Raw genomic sequence first — 22,288 nt, forward strand, 5'->3', positions numbered from 1 at the left:
CCCGGGTGGCGAATCCTCGGGGGCCCGCCGGCGTCTACGGGGTCTGCTTCGGCGGAGCGAGCCGCTCGGCGATGGCGAGGGCGTCCAGCACGGCGCGGGCGATGTCGTGTTCCGTAGGCCCGAGCAGCATCCGCGTCTGCACCCCGGTCCAGGCGGGCGCCTTGGTGTCGACCGGGTTCTTCTTGGCCTCTGTGATGAAGGTTGAAGCGACCAGCTCGACGTCGGCGTCGGTGTAGGGCTTCTCGCCCATGGCTGTTGGTCCTTCCTGGTTGGGCCGCTCAGCGCAGCACGGTGGTGGTCTCCGGCTCGTCGATCTCGTGCTCGGGAACGCCGAGCATCTCGGCGATCTCCCGGGCGGCAGCCTCGATGCCACGGGCGTAGTGCACGTGGATCGACAGCTTGTGCAGCAGCTCGTCATCGCGCCCACCCGACTGCTCCCAGCGCTCCTGGGCCCTCCGGTAGCCGTTCGTGTTCCGGTAGGCATCGGCGTGCTGGCGGAGCTTCCAGTACGCGTCGCGGAGCAGGGCCTCGCCGTAGGCGTTGAGCATCCGGTCGTCAGGCTGCGGGTGGCCGTGTTCGGTGGCCCACTCGCGGGCGGCGGTGTAGGGCAGGGCCATTGCGAGTTCCTCTTGGTTGGGCCGCTCAACGCGGCGGCGCACAATAATGGTCACTATGATGCTTCGCGTATCGGTCTAAACCGGACTGTGGATCACGGTGACGACGCCAGTCATCGGTGCCTCTTGACGTAGACCGTTCGCCTGCCGAGGCACACCCCCACCTCCCACTTCTCGCCGTCGCGGTGGAAGTGGATGGGCGTGAGGTGGAGCTGCCACCGGTACCGGTTGCGCCAGTAGGTGCGAAACCCTCGCGGCTGGACGTGCCCGACGTAGAGGGCCGCCCAGTCCCACGGCTTTTCGCCGCGGTAGATCGTGTGGAGGTGTCGGGTACTCGCGGCGGTGGTGCTCATCGGTCGGTCTCCTCAGTGGTTGAGCGGGTTGCGGATGAAGCGCGCCAGACGCCACGCACCCGGCACCGGCCGGGGCTGCTCCGCTGCACGGGAACGAGGTCAGTCACGGCTGGACCTCACTGCCTGGTGCTCGGCATCCCGCTTTCCGCAGACGTCCAAGCCGGCGACGTACGTCCAGCCCCACTTGGCGAGTTCGGCGCGAGTGTCCGCGAGCTTCCGCGGCTCATCCGCCCGAGGGACGTGCTCCTCCGACGCCTCGCAGACGTTGCAGATCAGCCCGTAGAGCTTCATCACGTAGTAGCTCACGTCGGATCACCTCCTTGATCAATCCGTAGGTGCGGAACGTGGTTGAGCGGGTTGCGGATGAAGCGGGCCAGACGCCACGCACCCGGCACCGGACGGGGCTGCTCCACGGCGAGCGCCTCCCGGATCGGCGCACCCGGGTACAACCAGCGGCGGTGCGGGTCGGTGGGATCCTGGAAGCGGACGATGCCGCGGGCCCCAGTCCAACGGGGCACAGTGCGACGGTGGCGGCCGATCAGCTCAGCGACCTCACCGCGGGTCAACAACTCGGTCACGGTCCTCGACTCCTTTCGGTTCACAAGTCGGGCCACAACTGCTGGCCCTGGACGGGTGGGTGGTCACGTTCGGTGCCTGTGCCACTTCGTTGGAAGTGGCACACCCCCGTACCGGGGGCTTATGGACCTATGCCGAATCACGCCACCCTGCCCGTGGGGCGGGTGAGCCGGTCACGGAGCGCGGCGATTGCCTGATCGCTGGTGAGCGGCTTCGGTGTGGCAGGGGCGGGGGTGCGGCCGTTGAGGCGGTCCCGCAGGGCGGCGATGCGCAAGTCGCTGCGCAACTCGGCCTCGATGCGCTCCCGGTCGCTGTCGCTGACGTTGGTGGCGACGATGCCGCCGATGCGGTCGGCGAGGGCCATCAGGTCGTCCATCTCAGTTCCCCTCTCGCTGGCTTGCAACATCAGTGTTGCATGTATCCCTAGAGGGATGCAACACCGGTGTGGCATAGTCGTGGGCATGGACCCCATCGCCCGCATCCGCGCCACCAAGACCGCCCGCGACGAAGCCACCGATGCCTTCTACGACGCCATCGCCGACGCCGTACGCGCCCAGGTGCCCGTCGAGACCGTGGCCGTTGAGTCCGGCTACCACCGCAACCACGTCGGCCGCATCGCCCGCGAACGCGGCGTGCCCGACGCCCGCACCCTGCGCCGCAAGACCGACGGCTGACATCACGCCACCTCCGCCAGGTCGGTGCGGATCGCGGCCAGCATCTGCCGGCCGATGTGCTCGGTCATCACCGGCGGGATGGCCTGCCGGCCGCCGAGGTTGGTCATCCAGTCGCAGCCGAGGGCGTCGGCGAACGCGCGTTCGTTCTTGTGCTCGAACGGCACCAGGTCCTTGCGCCGGTAGCACTGGCACGGCGGCAGCAGTTCGTAGCCGGTCCAGTTGCCCCGCTGGAAGATCCGATGCCGGCGGACCTTGAGCCCGAACTGGGTGCCGCAGAGCAGGAAGTCGGGGCGCAGCTCGTCGGCAGCCTCGGGCACGTTCTCCACCACCCACGGCACCGAAAGCTGCCCGAGCAGCTCCAGCGTCGGCGTGAGCGTGTTCGGGTGATCCTCGCGGTTGCCCCGCCAAGCGGTGACGCGGGCCTTCCGCTGGCAGGTGGGGCTGGCGTGGATGGCGTCGTACTCGTGCCAGTGCGCGGCGAGGTATTCGAGGGCGTCGGCCTGGTGGACCTCGAACGGGTACCGCGGCTGGGGCTCGATGTCCACGCCGACGACCTCGAACCCGGCGCGGTGGTAGCCCATACCGGCGCCGCCTTCGCAGCAAAAGAGGTCGAGCAGTCGGGGTCGGCTCATCGGGTCCACCCGCCGGGGAGGGGGCGGGACAGGGCACGCCGCCGGTAGATGCGGCGGACCTTGGCCACGATGGCGGCGTGGCGTACGGCGCGTTCGAAGTCGGTCATCACGCCACCGCCAGCTCAGCCAGGTCGGGCCACTGCACGGCGTCGAGGGCTTTGCGGTTGGCGGCGGGCATGTCCGCGAGGGGCTGGCCGAGGTGGTCGGCGGCCATCGCGGCGAGGACCAGGGCGTCGGCTTCGTCTTCGCCTCCCTGGAACCAGGGGAAGCGGCGGGTAACCTCGCGGACCATGTCGGCCTTGGACGCGTTGCCCTTGCCGGTGGCGTACTTCTTCACCGACGAGGGCGGGATGACGACGACGGCGTGGCCGCGGGCGTCGAGGACGCAGCGGACGATCCACCAGAGGCCGGCGCGTTCGTGGTGCCCGGCCTGTCCGGCCTGGCTGCCGTACGACGGGCCCTCGATGGCGACCAGGTCGAGGCCGTTGAGGTAGCGGTCCAGCAGCGCCGAGCGGATGTGCATCAGCCGCTGGGTGCCGCGCAGCTTGGCGGGGGGCTTGATGGTGTCGGTCCAGCCTGGTCCGGCGAGGCCGGTGCAGGTGAGGCTGAGGTCGATGCCGAGGACGTGGGCTTGAGTCATGTCGGGCTCCTCAGTAGGCCGGCTCGTCGGCGACGGCGACCGGGTGGGCGGACGGGGCGGTGGTGGCGATGTGCTCGGCGGCGACGTGTCGGTGGCAGCGGTGCTCGGCCAGCACCGGGCCGGCGTTGCGCAGCGCGGTGCCGGCGATGCGGCAGGCGTCGCGGTGTACGAGGCCGAGGCGGGTGAGCGTGTACGTCTGCAGCCCGGCGCAGAGGGCGCGGATCTCGCCGGCCTGGTTGAGCGGCACCAGGTCGACGCGGGCGAAGACGCCTTCGGCGTTGCCGGTGAGCACGGTGGTGCCGCAGCGGGGATGGATGCCGCCGGTGACGTCGGTGGTGATCAGGTGGGCGGTCATCGGGGCACCGACCCATGACGCATGACGCATGACGCGTCTTCTCCGGCTAACCGTCCATGTGCGTATGCATGTGTGCGCGCGTATTTGGCGTCAACCGGAAGAAACGCGTCATGCGTCATGACCTTGGTGTTGGCATGGGGCTCGCAAGGCACTTGAGCTGCGAAAACGTGCGCTTTGAAGATCATGACGCATGTGTCATCCGATGACGCGTTTTCGGCGAGGTGCATCGTCACCACCCGCCCTGCTCGTCGCGGGAGGATGACGCATCCGCGTTTTCGTCGACCAAGAGCGACAGGTTGCCGTACATGCGGGTCGCGGGGGTGCGCAGCCGCAGCACCCCGAAGCGCTTCTCGAGGGCGATGCCGAGGGCTTTGGCGCTGACAGGTGTTTCGCCCTCGTCGTGGCAGAACTGCTCGTAGGCTTCGCGGACCTTGGCGGTCTTGACGGTGACCTGCTTGCCGCCGCCGATGTGGCAGCGCTCCTGCACGAACTTGGCGACGGAGTCCTGGTCGTGGGCGTACTCGGCGGTCGCGGCCTTGACGCTGTCGGGCTCCTGTAGGCCGATGCCGTGGTACTGCGCGGCGCCGGCCACGATCCAGGCGAGCAGGGCGGGCCCGTGGTCGCGGGTGAGGATGCCCTGCAGGTCGTCCACGATCTTCTCTTCGGGCACCTCGTGCTCGAAGGGGATGAGGCGCAGCCGACGCCAGAACGACCGGCCGCCGGAGCGAACCGCGGGCTGGTGGTTGCCCATCAGCCACAGCTGGTGGCTGGGGGTGAACGTGAAGTGGTCCTGGCGCATGAAGCGGGCGGTGAGGCTGTCCCCGCCGGTGAGCATCTTGACCTTCGCCTCGTCGAACCGGTCGTCTTCGTTGACCTCGGAGCAGATGACCATGCGGGCGCCGGCGAGGCGGGCGATCTCGGTTTCGTGGCCGGCGTGGGTCTGGGCCATGAGGAAGCCGACGGGGGCGGTGGTGGCGTAGTCGCCGAGGACCCCGGCGAGGGCCTCGAGGAAGACGCCCTTGCCGTTGCCGCCGGAGCCGTGGCAGAACGGCAGGACGTGCGGGCCGATGAGCCCGACGGCGGAGTAGCCGACGAGCCGCCGCAGGTAGGTGATCAGTTCGGGGTTGGCGCCGAAGGTGTCGGCGAGGAACTCCTCCCAGCGTCCGGTGTCGGCGGCGAGGTCGACCGGCGCGCTGGTGCTGCGGGTGTGCAGGGCGGCGGGGTCGGGGTTGCGGACGGTGCCGGTGCGCAGGTCGACGATGCCGCCGGGGGTGTTGAGTTCCCAGGCGTTGGAGTCGAGGTCGTCGAAGTGGGCGACGACGCGCTGGTTGTGCTGGGCGAGGCGGGCGATGCCGGTGACGCCGGCGGCGGACATGGCCCGCTTGTGGAAGTTGCTCCACTCCTTGTCGTTGGGCATCCGGTCGGCGAGCGCGAGGATGAGTTCGCGGTGCTGCTCGGCGTCGTCCCACTTCCAGCGGTGCCCGTCCCACATGAGCCAGCGGGCGCGCTGCGGGCAGTAGCGGAGGAGGTCGGCGTGGTTGGCGACGAGGGCGCGGGCCATGCCGGCTTCGGTGGCGCCGAACATCTCGGGGCTCGGCGACGGCTCGGCGAGGACGCGGGCGGCGGTGCCGTCGACAGCGGCGAGGACCCGGGCGGCGGTGGAAGGCGGGAGCAGGTCGGCGATGGCGGCGTACTGCTCGGCGGCGGGGTCGGTGCGCTCCAGCGGGCTGCCGTAGTTGAGGCGGGCGAGTTCGCGGGTGGCGGCCCGGTCGTCGCCGCCGTGGTGCAGCAGGGCGAACAGGTGGGGCTTGGTGATGGACTCCTGGACGGGCAGGCCGGCGTCCTCGGAGAAGACGTACAGCCGGTCCCGCAGGGGGTCTTTGCCGGTGGTGGCGGAGATCCCGACGGTGGTCTTGCCGGGGCGGCGCCATTCGCAGTACGCGCCGGGGGTGCCTTTGGTGACGGTCCAGCCGGCGCCGCCGAGCAGCATCTGGTCGTCCCAGCCGGTGCGGGCCTCGAAGTCGTCGTTGGGGCTGATGTGCCCGGCGGGCCGGACGACCTCGAGGCGCCGCTGGGCTGGCATCGACGCCGGCTGCGGGTCGGGGTGCCGATCGAAGGCCGCGGCCAGGCCGGCGCGGAGCTGGTCCAGGTCGTACCGGTCGGCTCTCGCCTCGATGATCCGGCAGGGGCGGGCGAGCCCTTCCTTGCGGTTGACGGTGCCGGGGATGCGCAGGACGCGGGCGAGGTCGCCGACGCCGGTGCCGTAGTGCCAACCGAGCTGGGTGGCGGAGCGGCCGATGACGGTCTGCCAGCGGGCGGACAACTGCTCGAGGTCGGCGAGGTTGTCGGCGGTGACGTCGGCGTGCTGGTCGAGCAGCCACCACGGGTACAGCCCGCCGCCGGAGTGCACCCACAGCGTCGGCTCGGGCAGCCCCGAGTTGGTGATGATTTTGCGGGCGGCGTCCTCGTCGGGCGGGAGCTGCTCGGTGGTTTTGTGGCCGGGGCCGGCGATGTCGAGGTCGGCCCACAGGCCGGGCAGGGCGTGGCTGTCGGCGGCGCCGCCCCTGCCGCCGCGGTCGGGCTGGCCCTTCAGGGTGGTGGCGCGCAGGTAGATGCCCTCGGGCTGGGTGGCGTCGAGTTGGGCGACGTAGGTGGCGGCCTGGGCGTGGTCGGTGAAGGCGCGGCCTGCCCAGTTGCCGGTGGAGCTGATGTGCACGAGGCCGGGGGTGTTGACGTAGAGCAGGTCCAGCCACGTCCGGACCATGGTCTGGTCCAGGCGGGTTGTCTGCTGCTCGGTGCTCGTCATCTATCTGGCTCCTGAGCTGGTCGATTCGGGGAGGGTGGTGCCGGGGCTCCGGGGCCGCAGCCAGCCGGTGTGCAGCTGGCTGCGACGCTGGGGCACCGGTTACCGGGCGCCATGCATGGCGGCGAGGACGGAGGCGCGCTGGTCGGCGCCCATGGCGTTCCAGACGGCCGGGTCGACGCCCGCGGGCGGCTGACCAGCGGGCGCCGGCGAGGCCGGCGTGGCGTCCTGGACCGGGTCCTCGTTGAGGAAGTCGCTGACCTGGTGCACCAGCGGCCGGCGGTACTCGGCGGTGTAAAGCTTCGGCGGGTTGCCCCGCTCGGCCTTGCCGTCGGCGATGTAGGTGACGGTGAGGGTGCCGCCGACCTCGAGGCCCTTGGCGCCGGCGTTGCGGACGGCCTCGCGGACGGCGTTGGTGAGGCTCTTGCCCTTCACGTAGATCGCCCGCACGCCGTCGTCCTCGAGGTCGGACGGGTCCCGCTCGTCGGTCTGGATCTTCACGACCAGCTGGAGGCGCGCCGAGCCGTCGTCCCAGGTGAGGAGCCGGCCGGTGCCGAACTCGGTCTGCTGGGTGATCTCGGGCTCGCGGACGATCTGTCCGCTGACGGAGGTGCCGAAGCTGGGGAACTTGGCGGTCTTGCTGCCGCCTCCCATAAGGAAGTCCTGCGCGGTGGTCATTTGCTGTGTGCTCCTTGGATCCGTGGCCCTGTGTGGGCCGCTGGTTGGGTGGTTGACCGGTGCCATCGGGGGCGCCGGGGTTCAGGGGGCGATGAGCCCGTCGGTGAAGCGGTCCAGCCGGCGCTCGTTCTTGGCGACGTCGCCGGCGCAGCCGCCCCAGTCGGTGGGCTGGCCGGGCCGGTGGAACGGGCACCACTTGCACGAGTCGCTGCCGGGGGTGGCCGGGACGCCGGCGATGAACGCCGGGTTGTTGGCCACGTCGAGGTCGAGCAGCAGCTGGACGGTGGCGTAGTACCGGTCGATGGCGAGGTAGGCGATGTCCGGGTCGTACGCCTCGGTCCACTCGTCGCTGTCGTCGTACTGCCAGGACCGGGCGAGCAGCACGAGGCGGACGTGGCGGACGTCGCGGCCCTTGCGTTCGTGGCCGAGCCCGTACAGGTGGGCCTGCACCCGGTACTCGGCGGAGACCTGCTGGTCGGTGGGCTTGCCGAGCCGCTTGGCGGTGCGCAGCTTGTTGAGGGCGGTGGTGCCGACGAACTTCCAGTCGACGACCATGCCGTGGTCGAGGTCGAAGGCGTCGCCGTGGCCGCGGATGCCCTCAACGTCGGGCAGGCCGGGGTCCACCTCGAGGTCGTCCTCGGCCAGCCACCGCTCCCGGCCGAGCTGCGCGTTCCAGAACGCGACGACGTTCTCCATCTCGGCGTGGACCGCGGTGCCCTGGAACGGCGCCCATGTGGGGGCGTCGACCGGCCGGCGGGGCGCGCCGGTGAGCTTGCGGGCCATCTGCTGCTGGCAGGGGGTGCCCAGTTCGGAGGGGCCGAGCCGCTTCTGCAGGGAGCGGGGGCGGCTGGCGTCGTAGTCGATGAGCACCTGGCGGAGTTCGCCGACGGTGGACGGCGGCGGGCCGGCCGGCTCGGGCTGGCAGAGGAGGTGCCAGCCGGCGCCGGTGTCGGGGTCGGCGACGAGCTCGGGTGCGAGGGGCTCCCCGCACTCGGCGAGGCAGAACGGTCGCGACGTCGCGGGCTTGGCCGTGAGGCTGGCGATGACCGCGTCGAGGGTGGCCTGGTCGACGCTCATGCGGCGGCCCTCCTGGTCTTGAGGGCGGCGGCCCGGGCGAGGACGGTGGGCATGGCGGGGCTGATCCACCGGTGGTCGGGGGCGTCGTGGTCGCGGCGGGTGGCGCCGCACTGCTCGCAGCCCATCGGCAGGGCGCTCACGACTTGGCCTTCCGGTTGCCGTCGCGGACGCGAGCGCAGGGCCGGCAGCGGACCTGCGTGTCGACGCGGGGCACGAACAGGTCCCTGCAGCGGATGCAGCGTTGGGCGTTGCCCTCGGCGAGGTTGCGGCGTTCGTTGCCGGTGAGGCCGGCGCGGATGCCGTGCCAGTCGCGCAGGTCCACGGATTCCTGGAGGCACTGCTGGGCGACGGGGCAGCCGGCGCAGACCTTCTTGGCGTACTTCTCGCCGAGCTTGTCGCTGTCGACCGGGTGCATGACGTCGGGGTCCTCGTAGAGGCACTGGCCGCGCAGCCGCCAGTTGATGTCGTCGCGGGTGAGGGTGGCGGTGTTCATGCGGCCACCGCCTGGCGGAGTTTGCGGTCGTAGCCGCGGACGTAGGCGTACCAGTTGAAGTCGTGGGCGGCGGGCAGTGTGATGCCGAGCTCGTCGGCGATGGTGGTGACGGCGTGGACGGAGCAGTGGAGGCGGTCGGCGATGTCGGCCTGGTGGTGGCCGCGTGCGGCGAGTCCGCGGACGGCTTCGACCTGGTCGGGGCCTTTGAGCTTCAGCCGGGCGCCGTGGTGGGTGACCCATCGGATGGCGACCCAGTCGGGGCGCTGGTCGTAGCGGTGCAGGGCGACGCCGTTGGTGCGGCCGTAGTGCTCGATGGACGCCTTGGTGGAGTTGAGCGCCCAGGCGATGTGGGTCTTGGAGTGGCCGAGGGCGGTCATGGCTTGGACGGCGTGGAGTCGCTGCCAGCCGGTGAGTGCGATGCGTTGTTCGCCGAGGACGACGGCGGCGACGTCGAGGATGTCGGGGTCGATGGTGGTCATCGGGTGGCTCCGGTGTGGACGCGGTCAACGGACGGCAGGGTGAACTGGCCGGTGGGGTGGATGCGGCGGACGCGGAGCAGTCCGGTGGGCTGGTCTTCGTCGGCGGGGACGTGCTCCGCGGTGCCGGTGTGGGTCTGGTAGGCGGCGGGGCTGAGCCGGTGGTCGGCGGGGGCCGCGCGCTGGGCGCGGCGTTTGCCGGTGTAGCCGCGCTTGTAGCGGCGGGTGGCGAGCAGCCCGGCGGCGGCGAGGGTGAGGACGTCCCAGCTCACTGGGCCACCGCCGCCGCGTCGCGCTCGAACTTGCACGCCGGGCAGTCCGCCCAGCAGGTGCCGTCGAAGTTGACCCAGTGGTCGGCGTCGGCCGGCTCGCCGAGGTCGGCGAGCTTGGCGCGCAGCCGGGTGTTCTCGCCCCTGATCTGGCTGATCTGGTTGGCCCAGGCGGTGTTGGCCTTGGTGGCGGAGTTGAGGTCGGCTTTGAGGCCGTCGGCGTGGCGGTTGGCGGCGGTGAGCTGGTCGCGCACCTCGGCCAGTTCGGCGGCGAGCTCGTTGCGGTCGTCGCGCTCCTGAACCCGGCGGATGGTGGCCATGGCGGCGAACCCGGCCGCTACGCCGACCCGGCCGTTGCAGGCGGCGATCAGGTCGCGGGTCAGCTCGGCGGCGTAGACGGCCGGGCCGCGCTCGTCGAGACGGCGCTTGGTTTCGGGGTCGTCGGTGAGGTGGTCGACGTCGTCGAACGCGTCGACAGCGGCCTGGTCGAGCAGGTGGATGTCGTGGGCGGTGAAGTCGGTCATCAGAGGCTCCGGATCAGGAGGAAGACGGGGGTGAGCACGACGGCCCACCCGGTGAGGGATGCGGCGGTGAGGGCGGTGAGCCAGCCCAGGACGCGCAGGTCGTCGGTCACCGGACGCCTCCGGCGAGGGCGCGGAACGGGCGGGGCAGGGCGGCCGGGAGCCGGCGGCGGTGGTCGGCGAGGCAACGCGCCTTGTGTGTGGGGTCGGTGATGACCCGGTCGGTGACGAGGATCGGGGCGATGATCCGCAGGTAGCGGCGGTGCATGTAGTAGCCGCCGGCGAGCAGGCACAGCGCGGACCAGACGGCGAGGGCGAGAGCGGCGAGCATCAGGCACCCGCCTCACGCAGAGACCGCCGCTTGCACCGCGGCTCGTCGCACCACGCTTTCGGGAAGCCGGCGAAGCAGTTCCACGACGACACCCACGCCCACGGCATGTACCGGCCGCAGTAGTCGCAGCGGTGGTCGTACTGGTTGAAGTTGCGACGCTTGCCCATCACGCCACCGCCTCCAGGTGTCGGGGCTGCTCGTACTGGGCGAGGCCGTCGCGCTGCCCGTCGGTGAGGCGGGCCTTCACGCGGGCCAGGTCGGCGGGGTCGAGCTGGTCGATGACGGCCAGCACGTGGGCGACGGGGTCGGCGGTGAGGCCGAGGTCGTCGAGGGTGGGCGGCTGGCAGCCGTCGAGGGCCGGGTCGACGGCGGTGGGGAGCACGCAGGGGCCGGTGGGCCACGGGTTGGGCAGGGGCCGCACGGGCGGGTCACCGGCGACGGCGGGCCACGGGGCGGGGCGGGTCACGGTCGTCATCGCGCACCGCCGATGTACTCGTCCCAGGCGGCGTCGGCCGCGGCCGAGGTCTTGGCGGCCTCCTCGCGGATGCGGGCGATCGCCTGCTCCGCCGTGACGAGTCCGTCGTCGACGCCCTTGACAGTGCCGGTGATGTAGCCGAGCAGCTTGGCGTGGAGGCCGTTCAGCCGGTCGTAGTGCCGGTCGCGGCGGATCTGGTAGTCGCTCACAGCAGGACTCCCTTGTCCATGGCGCGGCGGAACGCCTGCCGGTACTCGAACTCGGCGTCGATGAGGCGGCGGGCCTCGACCGCGTAGTGGCCCTGCTCGGCGGCGTGCTCGGCCTGGATCTCGGCCAGCGCGGCGTCGGAGAGGAACGGCAGGTCGGCGGCGAGGTGGGTGAGGACGACGGCCTCAGCGGCGGCGGGGCTCACAGCCGGACCTGCTTCGTCCCAGCGCGGCCGATGGCACCGCCAGCGCATCCGGCGGCGTGGGTGTCGCCCCCGGTCGCCTCTGCGAAGTCACAGCAGGGCCGGTCGTCGGCGGCGGGCCACTCGGGCGCGCTGCAAGTCGGGCAGTCCACGGCGTGGGCCTCGATCGGCTCCGGCCACCCCTCGCGGGGCAGCTCGACCAGGCCGAACTCGTCAACGCCGGCCCGCTCCGCGCTGGCGTACTGGAACGACCAGGCGTTGCTGAAGTGGCGGAACATCTCGTCGCGGGCGGCGTCGTAGCTGCCAGGGATGACGACGTACCTGCCGTCGTGCTGCTGGCCCGAGCCGAACGTGAAGTACCAGGTCTCCTGCTGGGCGGTGGGGGTGATGGTCCCGTTCATGGGGTACCTTGCCTTTCGGTGATTGCGGCCCCGCGGCTCTGGTCGGGTAGCGGGGTCGCTTCGCGTCCGGGCCCGGTCGGGCGCCGGGTGGATCAGGCGGCGCGCTGGCGCCGGGTGGTGCGTCCGGCGGCGCGCACTCGGGCGGCGGCCAGGGACGGGGTGTCGGCGGGGACCTTGAAGGTCTTCGCCTCGATCTCGGCGATGGCGGCGGGGCTGAACCGGTAGTGCTTGCCGACGCGGTTGTGGGGCAGTTCCTCCGCGCGGCACATGTTCGTGACCGACTTGGCGGGGATCTGGAACAGCTCCGCGACCTGCTCGACGGTCAGCCACTGGCCGGTCATCGGGTCGGGGCTTCCTGCTCGATCTCGAACAGCTCGTCGATGTGGACGCCGAGGGCGGCGGTGGCGAGACCGATGAACCGGAGACCGGGGCGCATCTTGCGGGCCCGGATGCGGCTGATGGTCGAGTGCGAGACGCCGATGTTGGTGGCTCGCTGCAGGTCGTCGCGCCAGCCCTTGGCCGTGGTCAGCTCGTCGAACCTGTCGGTTCGGAGCCGGTACTGGAGAGGATTTCTGGTCACGCACAGAATGTAGCTTGTGCGTGCACGCACACACAAGGGGTACGACGGTCGAGTCTGGCATCATCTGAAAGTGCGATGTGCGGCCCACGCACACGGAGATCCGCTGGGAGAGTTGATGATGCCGCCATACATCAGCGACACAGACCTGAGCAGGACGAATGTTCGTGAGCGCACGCACGTGACAGGTCGGGCAGTCGTAGGTGATTCTGTGCGCGTGCGCACAGTCGACTGGCCGGAGCGTGAGGCGTTCATCGCCCACCTGGACCGGCTGAAGGCCCAGCGGGGCATCCGGTACGACGTTGCTCTGGCGGAGTCAGCTGAGATCAGTCATTCGGCGATCAGCAACTGGCGCAGCGGCAAGCAGAAGCCCAGCCTCGGCCACGTGATGAAGCTGGCGGACGCGCTTGACGTCGACCGGCAGGATCTGGCGGCGCGGGCTGGTGTCGCCGAAGGGCTGGCGCGTGCGTCCACGCCGACGCAGCTGCCGCCGGAGCTGGAGCTGCTGATCGACCAGTACCAGACCGCCGACCCGAACCGTCGCGCCGAGCTGCTCCAGCGCATCACCTGGATCAGCGAGTGGTTCGACGCGACCGCCCCCCGCCCGGCGGCTGACGAGCGATCCCGCAGGGCCAGCTAACGCCCGTGTGGGTCGAGAAGCACGGGCCCGGCTGGCGCATCCGAGAGCAGGTCGGCGAGCGCAAGGTCACCCTGGAGTCCGGCTACTCGACCAAGACCGCCGCGAGGGCGGCGATGACACGCATGACGGCCGACCGGTGGCGCGGGGACTACATCGACCCCCGCGCCGGCCGAGTCACCCTGAACTCGTGGATTGACGCCTGGTGGCCGTCGTACGCCGCCACGCTGAAGCCCACCACCCAGCGCACCGAGGACAGCAGGGTGCGTAACCACATCCGGCCGCTGCTCGGCGGCCTTCCCCTCGATGAGGTCGACACCCTCGCGATCCAGCAGTTCGTGTCGAAGATCGCGGCCGGCGGGCCGGGCCGGAAGCCGATCAGTCCGAAGACGATCAGGAACGTCCACGCGATCCTTCACAAGCTGCTCGACGCCGCCGTGTCGCAGCGGCTGCTGCGGGTGAACCCGGCCGGGTCGACCGGGCTGCCGAGGATCCGCCGTCAGGAGATGCGGTTCCTCACCACCCCGGAGATCGGCCGGCTGCTCGCCGCCTCCCCGAAGCACTGGAAGCCGCTCGTCATGCTGCTCGTCGCGACGGGGCTGCGGTACGGGGAGGCGACGGCGCTGCGGGTGGGCAGGGTGGATGTGCTCGCTGGGCGGCTGGAGGTCCTTGAGGCGATGCATGACGGCATCGGCGGGGTGCCGATCCTGACCGACCCGAAGAGCGAGCGGTCCCGGCGGACGGTGACGTTCCCGCCGGCGGTCGGCCACGCTCTGGCGCCGCTGCTGGTCGACAAGGATCGTGAGGCGTTCGTCTTCGTCGACCTGGACGGGGTGCGGCCGGTGACGCGGAATTTCCGGCAGAGGGTGTGGCCGCGGATCCTCGACGAGGCGGGGCTGGGGCGGGTGCGGTTGCACGACCTTCGGCACACCCACGCCGCGCACCTCATCAGCGCGGGCCGGCCGTTGACGGCGATCTCCCGGCGGATGGGTCACGCCTCGATCGCGGTCACCTCCGACGTGTACGGGCACCTGCTGACCGAGGTTGACGAGGGCATCATGGCCGCGGTCGCGGGGATGCTCCCCCCGCCCGATGGGGGGAATATGGGGGGACTCGGCGGGGGAGAACGGGAAGCAACGGGAACCGTCGGGAATGAAAGAGCAGGTCAGACGGCATGAGGGTGGCCTGACCTGCGGGTTTAATCGGGTTCGAATCCCACACCCTCCGCCAGTGATCGACCCGGCGTTTCCTAGGCCGGGACGCCGGACCGCAGTCGCTCGATCACCCGTGCCGCGAGCTCCTCGACCGCCGGTATCACCTTCCCCTCCGTCATGCCGGCTTGGGCGAAGGTTGTGCGATCGCCGAGCGGCAGGACAACGACCTCCACGAACAGATTGCCGTCGCGGACGTAGAGCCTTTCGCTGTCGTCGTCGTGCGCGTGGGAAACCTGCTCGATACCCGGCAGCGACACCTCCGTGGTCTGCTTCACCAGTCGGGTGTCGTAGGCCAGCCGCGCGCCCTCCGCTGACTTGTACGTCGCCAGACCGACGGTGACCACGGCGCCCTTGCGTTCCGCCGACTCGTGTGTACGCATGCACTGGATGCCGCCCGTGTACATGAAGTTCGCCGGCTCGAACCAGTTGCGCGGATTGACCTCTCCGGTCGGTGGCACCGGGATCACCCGGTCCAGCCAGGAGAAGTCGATCTGGGAGCAGATCTGCGGCGTCAGGGCGTATCGCGCCTCGGACGGGCTGGGAGACGGTGACGTCGACGTGGTCGACTGCTCCGCCGAGGTGCAACCGGAAACGGCGAGGACGCTGGCCAGCAGGGCGGTGTGGACACGGGTACGCATCGCAGCTCCAACGTCGGGGAACGCCATCGTACGGAGTGATGATCCCTTTGGTGGTCCCGTCTTGTTCCTCCTCGGGAGGCTCCCCGCTTTGTGGGGCTTCCGTCGCCTCCTCGACTAATCGGACCTGACTGCGGGGTAAGAAGGGGGCAGAGACATCACGTGCAGCGGAAGGACCCCCGATGACCCTGGAACGAGCGATCGCCCCGGACCCGTACGAGCTGCTGCCGACCGTTCCGTCGTTCACCCTGACCAGTGACGACGTGCACAACGGCGAGCCGATGGACGCGCGGTACGCGCACGGCAGCGCCGGCGGCGAGAACATCTCCCCCCACCTGGCCTGGTCGGACTTCCCCGCGGAGACGAAGAGCTTCGTGGTGACCTGCTTCGACCCGGACGCCCCGACCGGCAGCGGCTTCTGGCACTGGGTGCTGGTCGACGTGCCCACCTCGGTGACCGAGCTGCCGACCGGCGCGAAGGAGGCCGACCTCGGCGGCGCGTTCAGCGTCCGCAACGACTACGGCGACACCGGCTACGGCGGCGCGGCCCCGCCGCCCGGCGACCGCCCGCACCGGTACGTCTTCGCGGTGCACGCGGTCGACGTCGAGCGCCTCGACGTCGGCCCGAACGCCACCCCCGCCTACATCGGCTTCAACCTGGCCTTCCACACCCTGGCCCGGGCGGTCATCCGCCCGACGTACCAGATCAAGGCCTAACGCACCCACCCCACCCACCCCACCCACCCCACCCACCCCACCCACCCCACCCACCCCGCCCCACCCACCCGCGATCTTGCACTTGTCGCCCCGACATCACGGACGAAAGCCGCGGAACGGGGGCCGAAAGTGCAAGATCGCGGGGGAGGAGGGTGGGGAGGGGCGGGGGGTCAGGAGGGGACGCGGGCCACCGCGAAGACGGACTGGCCGAAGGGGGGTCGCATCCTCTGCTCCGCGGCCTTGGTGGCGGGGAGGACGAGGGTGTCGTAGACCTTCACCATCGGGCCCTCCTTCGGCATGAGCCGGAAGACCTTGGTCGCCATGAAGTAGCCGAGCAGGCCGAGCGCGTTGGCGTAGTGCATCGTCTCGACGTGCAGCCCGGCCTCTGTCATCGCCGCGGTCAGGGTCTTCTTCGTGTAACGCCGCACGTGGCCGGTGGCGATGTCGGCCGGGCTCATCGCGAACTGGAAGGCCGGCACGATGATGATCACGGCGCCGCCCGGGCGGACCAGGTCGCGCATGCTGCGCAGCGCGGCGACGTGGTCCTCGATGTGCTCCAGGACGTTGTACGACACCGCCGCGCTGTAGTCGCCGCCCTCGGGATGCGGCAGCAGCATCTGCCGTACCTCGATGGTGGGCTCGCCCGCCAGGCGCTCCTTCAGCTGGACGAGCCGGTCCGGGTCGGCCTCGGTGGCGGTGAACCGGGGGACGTGCCGCGACCATCCCAGCGCGTAGTCACCGAGCCCGCTGCCGATCTCGATGGGGTTGTCACCGAGGTGGGGCACCGCCAGCTCGACGAACCACCTGCGGTGGTTGACCGCGGTGGCCAGGCCCTCCAGGACCTCTGACTGGACGCGCTGATCCCCAGTGATTTCTGCCATGCGTCGATTCCTCACGATATGACTCGACCCGCGCCTGGACCAACAAAGTGAATCATCCGCAGGAGGGGCGGAGGAAACGGGGCACCGTGGTGACCGAATTGCGGTCGGGGTGGGCACGTGATCGGCGGTCGGCGAACCCGGCAGATAGTACGCCAGTCCTCCGAAACATGTCACCTCGGCACCATACGGTGACTACTCTCTGAATTGCTATGACTACTCCCGAATCGGACCCGGCGGTCGAGCGATCCGGCGTCGGGGGCGCCGTGGTCGGCGACGATCCTGGCGTACGCCGGTGGGAGGGTCGGCGGTGGGACGTCGCCGCGGTGCTCAGCTTCGTCCTGCTGGCCTTCTGGGTGACCGCGCGCTTCTGGTTGCGCCCCGGCATCGGGGTACGGGACAACCCGTCGGACCAGTCGCAGTTCGAGTGGATGATGGCGCACGGCGCACGAGTGGTCACGGAGTGGGTTTATCCCTTCAGCACGAACCGGATGAACGTGCCGGACGGCGTGAACCTGATGGCCAACACGTCCGTATTATCCATTTCGATCCCAATGACGCCAGCCACCGTCCTGTTCGGCCCGCACTGGTCATTCCTGATTTTCCTCACCGCCGGAATGATGGCAACCGGAACCGCCTGGTACTTCTTCCTCTCCCGGGTGGTCACCGGCTCGCGGGGGCCGGCCTGGTTGGGCGCCGCGTTCTGTGCGTTCGCCCCGGCGATGGTCTCGCACGCCAACGCCCACCCGAACATCGTCTCCCAGTTCGTGGTCCCGCTGATCGCCTGGCGGACCCTGCGCCTGGCCGAGCCCGGCCGATGGCTGCGCAACGGTGTGCTGCTCGGCCTGCTGATCGTCTGGCAGGCCTTCATCAACCTCGAGATCCTGCTGATGACCGCGATCGGGCTCGGCGTGGTGGTCGGCGCGCTCGCCCTCGGCCGGCCGGAGCTGCGTCGCGCCACGAAACCCTTCCTCGCCGGGCTCGCCGTCGCCGCCGCCTTCTCGGCCGTGCTGCTGGCGTACCCGATCCACGTCCAGCTCTTCGGACCCGGCTCCTACCAGGGGTTGTCCCGGCTGATCCGCGGCTACCGCACGGACCTCGCCGCGTTCGTCGCGTTCTCCCGGGAGTCGTTGGCCGGCGACGCGCGCTCGACCAAGCCGCTGGCCAAGAACGCCACCGAGGAGAACTCCTTCTTCGGCTGGCCGCTGGTCGTCCTGGTCGTCGCCCTGGTCTGGTGGCTGCGGCGCAGCGCACTGGTCCGCGGCCTGGCCGCCCTCGGCGTGCTCTTCGCGGTGCTGTCGCTGGGCCGGGAGGTCCGGCTCAACGGGCGGGACACCGGCGTGCCCGCGCCCTGGGCGGTGCTGGAGGACCTGCCGCTGCTGCACTCGGTGGTTCCCACCCGCTGGTCGCTGGCGATCACCCCGATCGTCGGCGTGCTCCTCGCGCTCGGCGCGGAACGCGCCCGGCAGCTGGCCCGCCGCCATCCGGCCGTCCGGCCGCAGATCCGGTTCGTCACGATCACCGTCCTGGCCATGGCCCTGCTGCCGAACCTGCCCACCCCGCTGCCCGCCGCCCGGCTGGACCCGACCCCGGCGTTCGTCACCTCCGGCGCCTGGCGGTCGTACGTCTCCGGCGGGCGCAGCGTGGTCACCCTGCCGCTGCCCGACACCGACTACCCCGACCCGCTGCGCTGGTCGGCCCAGACCCGGCTGGAGATGCCGCTGGCCCGGGGCTACTTCCTCGCCCCGGACACCCGGCCCCGGGCGCCCGAGCCGGACATCGCCCTCTTCACCGCCCCGCCCCGGAAGACCAGCTCGTTCTTCGATGGCATCGCGAAGACCGGGGCGATCCCGCCGATCACGCCGAAGGACCGGGCGGCCGCGGTGGGCGACCTGCGCTACTGGCGGGCCGGCGTGGTGGTCCTCGGCCCGCACCCTAACGCCGACGCGCTGCGCCGGGCGATGACCGACCTGACCGGGATCACCCCGACGTTCACCGGCGGGGTGTGGCTCTGGGACGTCCGGCCGTTGACCGGGTGAGCGGCGAGGGCCTCAGGAGGGGCGGACGCAGCAGCCCTGGCAGATCTTCGGCCGGGGCAGGGTGAAGGCCAGGCAGCAGGTTCGGCGCTGCACGGTCGGCTCGCCGGCCGGACCGGGCACCAGCTCGACCAGGTCGGCCAGGTCGAGCGCGTCGAGCAGCGTGGCGATGGTGCGGACCGAGGAACCGGGCAGCGTGTCCGCCGCGCGCAGGATGCCGTGCGCGATGCCGGAGGCCACCGAGCCGAGCAGCGTACGGGCGCCGACCCGGACCTCCGCCTGGATCGCGGCGATCACCGGGTTGAGGTGCGCGTCCAGCAGTGAGGCGCGGAGCACCCGGAGCAGCTCCGCCTCGTCCGCGACGACCCGGACCTCGGGCCGGCCGGTGAGCGCCAGCGGATCGCTGGGAAGCACCGCCACCGTGGTCGAGCGGCGCAGACCCATGGTGAGCAGCTGGTGGTGGTCCTCGAAGTGGATCAGGACATCGGCCGGGTCCAGCAGTGGCACCCGGCGGGCGGAGGCCCAGCCGAGCACCACGGGCAGGGCTGTCCAGTAGCTGTAGGACTTCCAGGCCAGCGCGGCGCAGGCGTGCGGGGTGCCGCCCCAGCGCCGGGTCGCGGCGTGCAGGAAGTCGGGCAGTCGGCTGCCGTCGACGAGCGTGGTCGCCGGGCTCCAGCCGGCCTCGTCGGCCACCACCAGCCCCGGCGCCAGGCCGGGCAGCTCGTCGGTGCCGAACATGGCCAGCAGGGTGGCGGTCACCGGGGCGAGCGGGGTGGCGAGGTCCTGCCTCGGCATCACCGCTGTCACCTGGTCCGTCCCCTTGTCCGAAGTGCCGTCCGTCAAGCTAAGGCTAGCCTAACCACAGTTGTCGGTTTAAGGGAACCCTCACCAAGGGCGGATCGAGAGGCCCGGGTCACTCCACCGACGCCGTCGGCGGCGGACCGACCCGGCCCCGCGTACTACCCGCCGGTCCGGGCCGGAAACGCGGCGGGCCGGGGCGGCGTTGTCAAGCCAGGTGTCGGCAAAGTGCCAGTTCACTGCGACCGGGCCGGACGACCGTGAAGACTTGTCGTCCCGGCCGTGAGGAAGCTGATGACGACCTCCCCCTTGGAGCGGGCCGCCGAGTCCTTCGCCGCGGAGCTCGCCCGGCACCGGATGGGGCGAGGACTCTCCAAGAAGCAGCTCGCCACGCTCATGGGCTTCGACCCGTCGTACGTCAGCCACGTCGAGGGGCGCCGACACCGACCCACCGAAGACTTCGCCCGCCGCGCCGAGGCAGCCCTCGACGCCAGCGGCGCGATCTGGCGGCGCTTCCGGGAGTACGACCAGCTGCGCCAGGGCCCCGCCGCCCCGGCACCCCGCGACCCGGCACCCGGGCAGTGGTTGCCCCCGGGCACCGGCCTGCTGGTCGAGCGCGAGGTCGCCACCCTGACCCGGGTCGACGACGCCTACCGCTGCGTGGTGCGCCGGCAGCTCTGGAACGCCGGCACCGACCCGGTCACCCGCTACCTGGTCCGGGTCGCCGTCGACCGTTGGCCCGACGACCCCGGCCGGTCCAACCGGCACCACCGGGAACACCCGCTCACCTTCGCCGAGCTGCAGTTCCGGGCGTTCCGCGACGACGGCGACAGCCGGGAACCGATGCTCTGGCGGGTCCGGCACGACCGGGACGCGTACAAGGAGGTCTGGCTGCTCTTCGAGAACGCCGACGGCCCCTTCCCGCTGCACCCCGGCGAGCGGGTCGAGGTCGAGTACGCGTACCGGGTCGGCCCGGAGAAGTGGGGGCCCTGGTTCCAGCGGGCCGTACGCCTGCCGACCCGGCACCTGGCGGTGCGGCTGGACCTGCCGGCGGCGCTCGACCCCCGGGTGTGGGGGATGGAGACCTCGCTCTCCGCCGACGAGGGCCCACTGCGCACCCCGGTACGCCGGCACGACCGCGGCGACCGCGCGATCTTCGACTGGGCGACCGACGACCCGCCGCTCAACACCCGTTACCGCCTCCAGTGGCGGTTCCGCCGGGAGCCGGCCGAGCCGGTCCGCCCGGCGGTCGCCGGGCGGCCCGCCGACCGGCTGCGCGCCCTCGGCGTGCTGCCCCGCGACGCCGAGGCGCTCCGGCGACCCGCGCGCCCGTTCGACCTGCCCCGGAACGAGCCCGCCGCGCGGGAGGTGGTCGACCGGCTGATCGACCTGCTGGCCCGGGCCGACGAGCTGCACCCGTTCCACGCCGGTCTGGGTCTCGCCGCGCCCCAGCTCGGCATCGACGCCGCCGCGGCCGTGATCCGCCCCGCCGAGCGCGCCGCGCCGCCGGTCGTCCTGCTCAACCCCCGGGTGGTCGAGGCCAGCCTCGACACCGACGAGCAGTACGAGGGCTGCCTCTCCTTCGCCGACCACCGGGGCCTGGTGCCCCGGCCGCTGCGGATCGACGTGGAACACGCCCGCTGGGACGGCAGCCGGATCATCACCTCGTTCGCGTACGGGATGGCCCGGCTGGTGGCGCACGAGGTCGACCACCTGGAGGGGCGGCTCTGGACCGACCGGATGGCGCCCGGCGTGCCGCTGGTGCCGGTCGAGGAGTACCCGGCCCCATGAGGGTGCGCCCGGGGCGCTCCCGTTCCCGGGGAAGGGGACCGGGTCGCGTGCCCCAGTGGGGAGGGGCACGCGACCCGGTTCGGGGGGAGGAATGCTCTACAGGTTGCCGAAGGTGTCGTACCGGATGTTCTGCGGCGGGACCTTGTCCTCGGCGAGCGCCCGCAGGGTGGCCCGGACCATCGGCGCGGAGCCGGAGACGTAGCAGTCGTGCGTCGTCCACGGGCCGTACCGGGTGACCACCTCGGAGATGTCCCCCTGCTCACCGCCGAAGTCCGGGTCGTCGCTGCACGCCGGGGTCACCGACAGCCACGGGTGCGCGGCGACCAGCTCCTCCAGGCCGGCCAGGCCGTACAGGTCGTCGGGGTGCCGGGCGCCGTAGAAGACGTGCACCCAGCGGGTCCGGTTCCAGGTCGTCAGGTCCTCCACCAGCGCCTTTATCGGCGCCAGGCCGACCCCGCCGGCGACGCAGAGGATGTCCCGGGTCGAATCGTGGTCCAGCGTCATCGAGCCCATCGGGGCGGCCACCCGGAGCAGGTTGCCCGGCATCGTCCGGCGGACCAGCGCACCGGAGACCCAGCCCGCCCCGACCGGCGTACGGACGTGGAACTCCAGCACGTTGTCGTCGTTCGGGGCGTTCGCCACCGAGTACGTCCGCCACACCCGTGGGTGGTGCCGGGGAACCTCCACGCTGACGTACTGCCCGGCCTTCCAGGGCAGCGGGTGCTGGAGGGCGCGCACGGTCAGCACGGCGATGTCCGGGCCGTGCCGCTCGTGGGTGAGCACCTCGGCGTGCCAGTACGGCGGGTTCTCGTCCGCCTCCGCCCCGGCCAGCATCTTCTCGGTGATCGCCGCGTACGCGTCCCGCCAGGCCTGGTCGTACTCCAGGTTCCAGCCGTCCCCGGCGGTGCTGCGCAGCGCGTCCAGCAGCGCCACGCCCATCGTCGCGTAGTGCGCCGCGTCGACGTGGTACTTGCGGTGGTCCCGGCCCAGCGAGCGCAGGTACTCCTCGAAGCTCTCCGGGTCGTCGACGACCTGGGTGGCGGTGACGATCGCGTCCAGGATCCGGTTGCCCTGACCGGTCATCTGCACCGGGAAGAGCTGCCGCAGGCCCGGGTCGAGGAGGAAGAGCCGGGCGTAGAAGTGAGCGCTCAGCCGGTCCCGGTCCTCCTCGACCAGGGTCCAGCTCTCCTTCAGCAGCCGCGCGAAGCTGTCCACGGGGCGCTCCTTCT

At 71.3% G+C, this 22,288-nt stretch carries 35 protein-coding genes; 6 read left to right on the forward strand and 29 right to left on the reverse strand.

The features are described 5' to 3' along the window. Window positions 1–34: 34 nt before the first annotated feature. The 6 genes from ACLQ2U_RS10810 to ACLQ2U_RS10835 form a co-directional block, all read right to left on the reverse strand. Window positions 35–250, reverse strand: coding sequence for a hypothetical protein (locus tag ACLQ2U_RS10810; RefSeq protein WP_425750438.1), 216 nt, complete (start codon window positions 248–250; stop codon window positions 35–37). Window positions 251–278: 28 nt separating this feature from the next. Beyond that, window positions 279–617, reverse strand: a complete 339-nt coding sequence (locus tag ACLQ2U_RS10815) for a hypothetical protein (RefSeq protein ID WP_425750439.1) — start codon at window positions 615–617, stop codon at window positions 279–281. Between the two features lie 110 nt (window positions 618–727). Continuing rightward, a complete protein-coding gene (locus tag ACLQ2U_RS10820) occupies window positions 728–967 on the reverse strand; it encodes a hypothetical protein (RefSeq protein WP_425750440.1) in 240 nt (79 codons plus the stop codon). Window positions 968–1,066: 99 nt separating this feature from the next. Further along, entirely contained in the window at window positions 1,067–1,273 is a 207-nt protein-coding gene (locus ACLQ2U_RS10825; RefSeq protein WP_425750441.1) for a hypothetical protein, read from the reverse strand. Beyond that, entirely contained in the window at window positions 1,270–1,485 is a 216-nt protein-coding gene (locus ACLQ2U_RS10830; RefSeq protein WP_425750442.1) for a hypothetical protein, read from the reverse strand. Before ACLQ2U_RS10830 ends, ACLQ2U_RS10825 begins: the two co-directional genes overlap by 4 nt. Window positions 1,486–1,682: 197 nt before the next feature. Beyond that, window positions 1,683–1,919: a hypothetical protein gene (locus tag ACLQ2U_RS10835; RefSeq protein WP_425750443.1), complete on the reverse strand. Its 237-nt coding sequence runs from the start codon at window positions 1,917–1,919 to the stop codon at window positions 1,683–1,685. Window positions 1,920–2,004: 85 nt separating this feature from the next. Between ACLQ2U_RS10835 and ACLQ2U_RS10840 the strand changes: the two genes are divergently transcribed. Beyond that, on the forward strand, window positions 2,005–2,217 hold the full coding sequence (locus ACLQ2U_RS10840; protein WP_425750444.1) for a hypothetical protein: 213 nt from the start codon (window positions 2,005–2,007) through the stop codon (window positions 2,215–2,217). A gap of 2 nt (window positions 2,218–2,219) precedes the next feature. On the opposite strand, the gene ACLQ2U_RS10845 is transcribed toward ACLQ2U_RS10840, so the two are convergent. The 19 genes from ACLQ2U_RS10845 to ACLQ2U_RS10935 form a co-directional block, all read right to left on the reverse strand. After that, window positions 2,220–2,849 (reverse strand): DNA cytosine methyltransferase, encoded by a 630-nt coding sequence (locus ACLQ2U_RS10845; protein WP_425750445.1) that lies wholly within the window; start codon window positions 2,847–2,849, stop codon window positions 2,220–2,222. A gap of 106 nt (window positions 2,850–2,955) precedes the next feature. Next, window positions 2,956–3,489, reverse strand: a complete 534-nt coding sequence (locus ACLQ2U_RS10850) for a crossover junction endodeoxyribonuclease RuvC (protein WP_425750446.1) — start codon at window positions 3,487–3,489, stop codon at window positions 2,956–2,958. Between the two features lie 10 nt (window positions 3,490–3,499). Continuing rightward, window positions 3,500–3,844 (reverse strand): hypothetical protein, encoded by a 345-nt coding sequence (locus tag ACLQ2U_RS10855; protein ID WP_425750447.1) that lies wholly within the window; start codon window positions 3,842–3,844, stop codon window positions 3,500–3,502. A 229-nt stretch (window positions 3,845–4,073) separates the two neighbouring features. Further along, entirely contained in the window at window positions 4,074–6,650 is a 2,577-nt protein-coding gene (locus ACLQ2U_RS10860) for a DNA primase family protein (protein ID WP_425750448.1), read from the reverse strand. Window positions 6,651–6,749: 99 nt separating this feature from the next. After that, window positions 6,750–7,325 (reverse strand): hypothetical protein, encoded by a 576-nt coding sequence (locus tag ACLQ2U_RS10865; RefSeq protein ID WP_425750449.1) that lies wholly within the window; start codon window positions 7,323–7,325, stop codon window positions 6,750–6,752. A gap of 81 nt (window positions 7,326–7,406) precedes the next feature. Further along, window positions 7,407–8,402 (reverse strand): hypothetical protein, encoded by a 996-nt coding sequence (locus ACLQ2U_RS10870; RefSeq protein WP_425750450.1) that lies wholly within the window; start codon window positions 8,400–8,402, stop codon window positions 7,407–7,409. Further along, complete coding sequence (locus tag ACLQ2U_RS10875) at window positions 8,399–8,542, reverse strand: hypothetical protein (RefSeq protein ID WP_425750451.1); 144 nt, start codon at window positions 8,540–8,542, stop codon at window positions 8,399–8,401. Before ACLQ2U_RS10875 ends, ACLQ2U_RS10870 begins: the two co-directional genes overlap by 4 nt. Then, complete coding sequence (locus tag ACLQ2U_RS10880) at window positions 8,539–8,895, reverse strand: WhiB family transcriptional regulator (RefSeq protein WP_425750452.1); 357 nt, start codon at window positions 8,893–8,895, stop codon at window positions 8,539–8,541. The genes ACLQ2U_RS10875 and ACLQ2U_RS10880 overlap by 4 nt, the downstream gene beginning before the upstream one ends. Beyond that, the gene (locus ACLQ2U_RS10885) at window positions 8,892–9,374 is read right to left on the reverse strand and encodes a hypothetical protein (protein WP_425750453.1); all 483 of its coding nucleotides are present in this window, start codon (window positions 9,372–9,374) and stop codon (window positions 8,892–8,894) included. Before ACLQ2U_RS10885 ends, ACLQ2U_RS10880 begins: the two co-directional genes overlap by 4 nt. Next, window positions 9,371–9,643 carry a hypothetical protein gene (locus ACLQ2U_RS10890; RefSeq protein WP_425750454.1) on the reverse strand — a complete coding sequence of 91 codons (273 nt, stop codon included), beginning with the start codon at window positions 9,641–9,643 and terminating at the stop codon, window positions 9,371–9,373. The genes ACLQ2U_RS10885 and ACLQ2U_RS10890 overlap by 4 nt, the downstream gene beginning before the upstream one ends. Beyond that, on the reverse strand, window positions 9,640–10,164 hold the full coding sequence (locus ACLQ2U_RS10895; protein WP_425750455.1) for a hypothetical protein: 525 nt from the start codon (window positions 10,162–10,164) through the stop codon (window positions 9,640–9,642). The genes ACLQ2U_RS10890 and ACLQ2U_RS10895 overlap by 4 nt, the downstream gene beginning before the upstream one ends. A gap of 106 nt (window positions 10,165–10,270) precedes the next feature. After that, window positions 10,271–10,492, reverse strand: coding sequence for a hypothetical protein (locus tag ACLQ2U_RS10900; protein WP_425750456.1), 222 nt, complete (start codon window positions 10,490–10,492; stop codon window positions 10,271–10,273). Further along, window positions 10,492–10,659, reverse strand: a complete 168-nt coding sequence (locus ACLQ2U_RS10905) for a hypothetical protein (RefSeq protein WP_425750457.1) — start codon at window positions 10,657–10,659, stop codon at window positions 10,492–10,494. Before ACLQ2U_RS10905 ends, ACLQ2U_RS10900 begins: the two co-directional genes overlap by 1 nt. After that, window positions 10,659–10,967, reverse strand: a complete 309-nt coding sequence (locus ACLQ2U_RS10910) for a hypothetical protein (RefSeq protein WP_425750458.1) — start codon at window positions 10,965–10,967, stop codon at window positions 10,659–10,661. The genes ACLQ2U_RS10905 and ACLQ2U_RS10910 overlap by 1 nt, the downstream gene beginning before the upstream one ends. Next, on the reverse strand, window positions 10,964–11,176 hold the full coding sequence (locus ACLQ2U_RS10915) for a hypothetical protein (RefSeq protein WP_425750459.1): 213 nt from the start codon (window positions 11,174–11,176) through the stop codon (window positions 10,964–10,966). Before ACLQ2U_RS10915 ends, ACLQ2U_RS10910 begins: the two co-directional genes overlap by 4 nt. Beyond that, a complete protein-coding gene (locus ACLQ2U_RS10920) occupies window positions 11,173–11,379 on the reverse strand; it encodes a hypothetical protein (RefSeq protein WP_425750460.1) in 207 nt (68 codons plus the stop codon). The genes ACLQ2U_RS10915 and ACLQ2U_RS10920 overlap by 4 nt, the downstream gene beginning before the upstream one ends. Then, window positions 11,376–11,777, reverse strand: a complete 402-nt coding sequence (locus ACLQ2U_RS10925; protein ID WP_425750461.1) for a hypothetical protein — start codon at window positions 11,775–11,777, stop codon at window positions 11,376–11,378. The genes ACLQ2U_RS10920 and ACLQ2U_RS10925 overlap by 4 nt, the downstream gene beginning before the upstream one ends. Window positions 11,778–11,869: 92 nt before the next feature. Continuing rightward, window positions 11,870–12,118, reverse strand: a complete 249-nt coding sequence (locus ACLQ2U_RS10930; RefSeq protein WP_425750462.1) for a helix-turn-helix domain-containing protein — start codon at window positions 12,116–12,118, stop codon at window positions 11,870–11,872. Beyond that, a complete protein-coding gene (locus ACLQ2U_RS10935; RefSeq protein ID WP_425750463.1) occupies window positions 12,115–12,357 on the reverse strand; it encodes a hypothetical protein in 243 nt (80 codons plus the stop codon). Before ACLQ2U_RS10935 ends, ACLQ2U_RS10930 begins: the two co-directional genes overlap by 4 nt. 208 nt (window positions 12,358–12,565) lie before the next feature. Here ACLQ2U_RS10935 and ACLQ2U_RS10940 point away from each other — a divergent pair, with 208 nt between their 5' ends. Both ACLQ2U_RS10940 and ACLQ2U_RS10945 read left to right on the forward strand, forming a co-directional pair. Next, a complete protein-coding gene (locus ACLQ2U_RS10940; protein ID WP_425750464.1) occupies window positions 12,566–12,994 on the forward strand; it encodes a helix-turn-helix domain-containing protein in 429 nt (142 codons plus the stop codon). 5 nt (window positions 12,995–12,999) lie between these two features. Further along, a complete protein-coding gene (locus tag ACLQ2U_RS10945; protein WP_425750465.1) occupies window positions 13,000–14,169 on the forward strand; it encodes a tyrosine-type recombinase/integrase in 1,170 nt (389 codons plus the stop codon). 71 nt (window positions 14,170–14,240) lie between these two features. Here the strand turns inward: ACLQ2U_RS10945 and ACLQ2U_RS10950 are convergent, their stop codons facing one another. Further along, a complete protein-coding gene (locus ACLQ2U_RS10950) occupies window positions 14,241–14,843 on the reverse strand; it encodes a hypothetical protein (RefSeq protein WP_425750466.1) in 603 nt (200 codons plus the stop codon). A 179-nt stretch (window positions 14,844–15,022) separates the two neighbouring features. On the opposite strand from ACLQ2U_RS10950, the gene ACLQ2U_RS10955 reads away from it, so the two are divergent. Further along, the gene (locus ACLQ2U_RS10955; RefSeq protein ID WP_425750467.1) at window positions 15,023–15,556 is read left to right on the forward strand and encodes a YbhB/YbcL family Raf kinase inhibitor-like protein; all 534 of its coding nucleotides are present in this window, start codon (window positions 15,023–15,025) and stop codon (window positions 15,554–15,556) included. A 170-nt stretch (window positions 15,557–15,726) separates the two neighbouring features. Here the strand turns inward: ACLQ2U_RS10955 and ACLQ2U_RS10960 are convergent, their stop codons facing one another. Next, window positions 15,727–16,437 (reverse strand): class I SAM-dependent methyltransferase, encoded by a 711-nt coding sequence (locus ACLQ2U_RS10960; protein WP_425750468.1) that lies wholly within the window; start codon window positions 16,435–16,437, stop codon window positions 15,727–15,729. A gap of 209 nt (window positions 16,438–16,646) precedes the next feature. Between ACLQ2U_RS10960 and ACLQ2U_RS10965 the strand changes: the two genes are divergently transcribed. After that, window positions 16,647–18,473, forward strand: a complete 1,827-nt coding sequence (locus tag ACLQ2U_RS10965; RefSeq protein WP_425750469.1) for a hypothetical protein — start codon at window positions 16,647–16,649, stop codon at window positions 18,471–18,473. A gap of 12 nt (window positions 18,474–18,485) precedes the next feature. Here ACLQ2U_RS10965 and ACLQ2U_RS10970 read toward each other — a convergent pair whose 3' ends face one another. Next, on the reverse strand, window positions 18,486–19,265 hold the full coding sequence (locus ACLQ2U_RS10970) for an IucA/IucC family C-terminal-domain containing protein (protein WP_425750470.1): 780 nt from the start codon (window positions 19,263–19,265) through the stop codon (window positions 18,486–18,488). 297 nt (window positions 19,266–19,562) lie between these two features. On the opposite strand from ACLQ2U_RS10970, the gene ACLQ2U_RS10975 reads away from it, so the two are divergent. Further along, window positions 19,563–21,059 carry a peptide deformylase gene (locus tag ACLQ2U_RS10975; protein ID WP_425750471.1) on the forward strand — a complete coding sequence of 499 codons (1,497 nt, stop codon included), beginning with the start codon at window positions 19,563–19,565 and terminating at the stop codon, window positions 21,057–21,059. 96 nt (window positions 21,060–21,155) lie between these two features. Here the strand turns inward: ACLQ2U_RS10975 and ACLQ2U_RS10980 are convergent, their stop codons facing one another. Next, a complete protein-coding gene (locus tag ACLQ2U_RS10980) occupies window positions 21,156–22,274 on the reverse strand; it encodes a globin domain-containing protein (RefSeq protein ID WP_425750472.1) in 1,119 nt (372 codons plus the stop codon). Window positions 22,275–22,288 lie beyond the last annotated feature (14 nt).

This window comes from Micromonospora sp. DT47, from assembly GCF_049844475.1.
Classification (GTDB): domain Bacteria; phylum Actinomycetota; class Actinomycetes; order Mycobacteriales; family Micromonosporaceae; genus Micromonospora.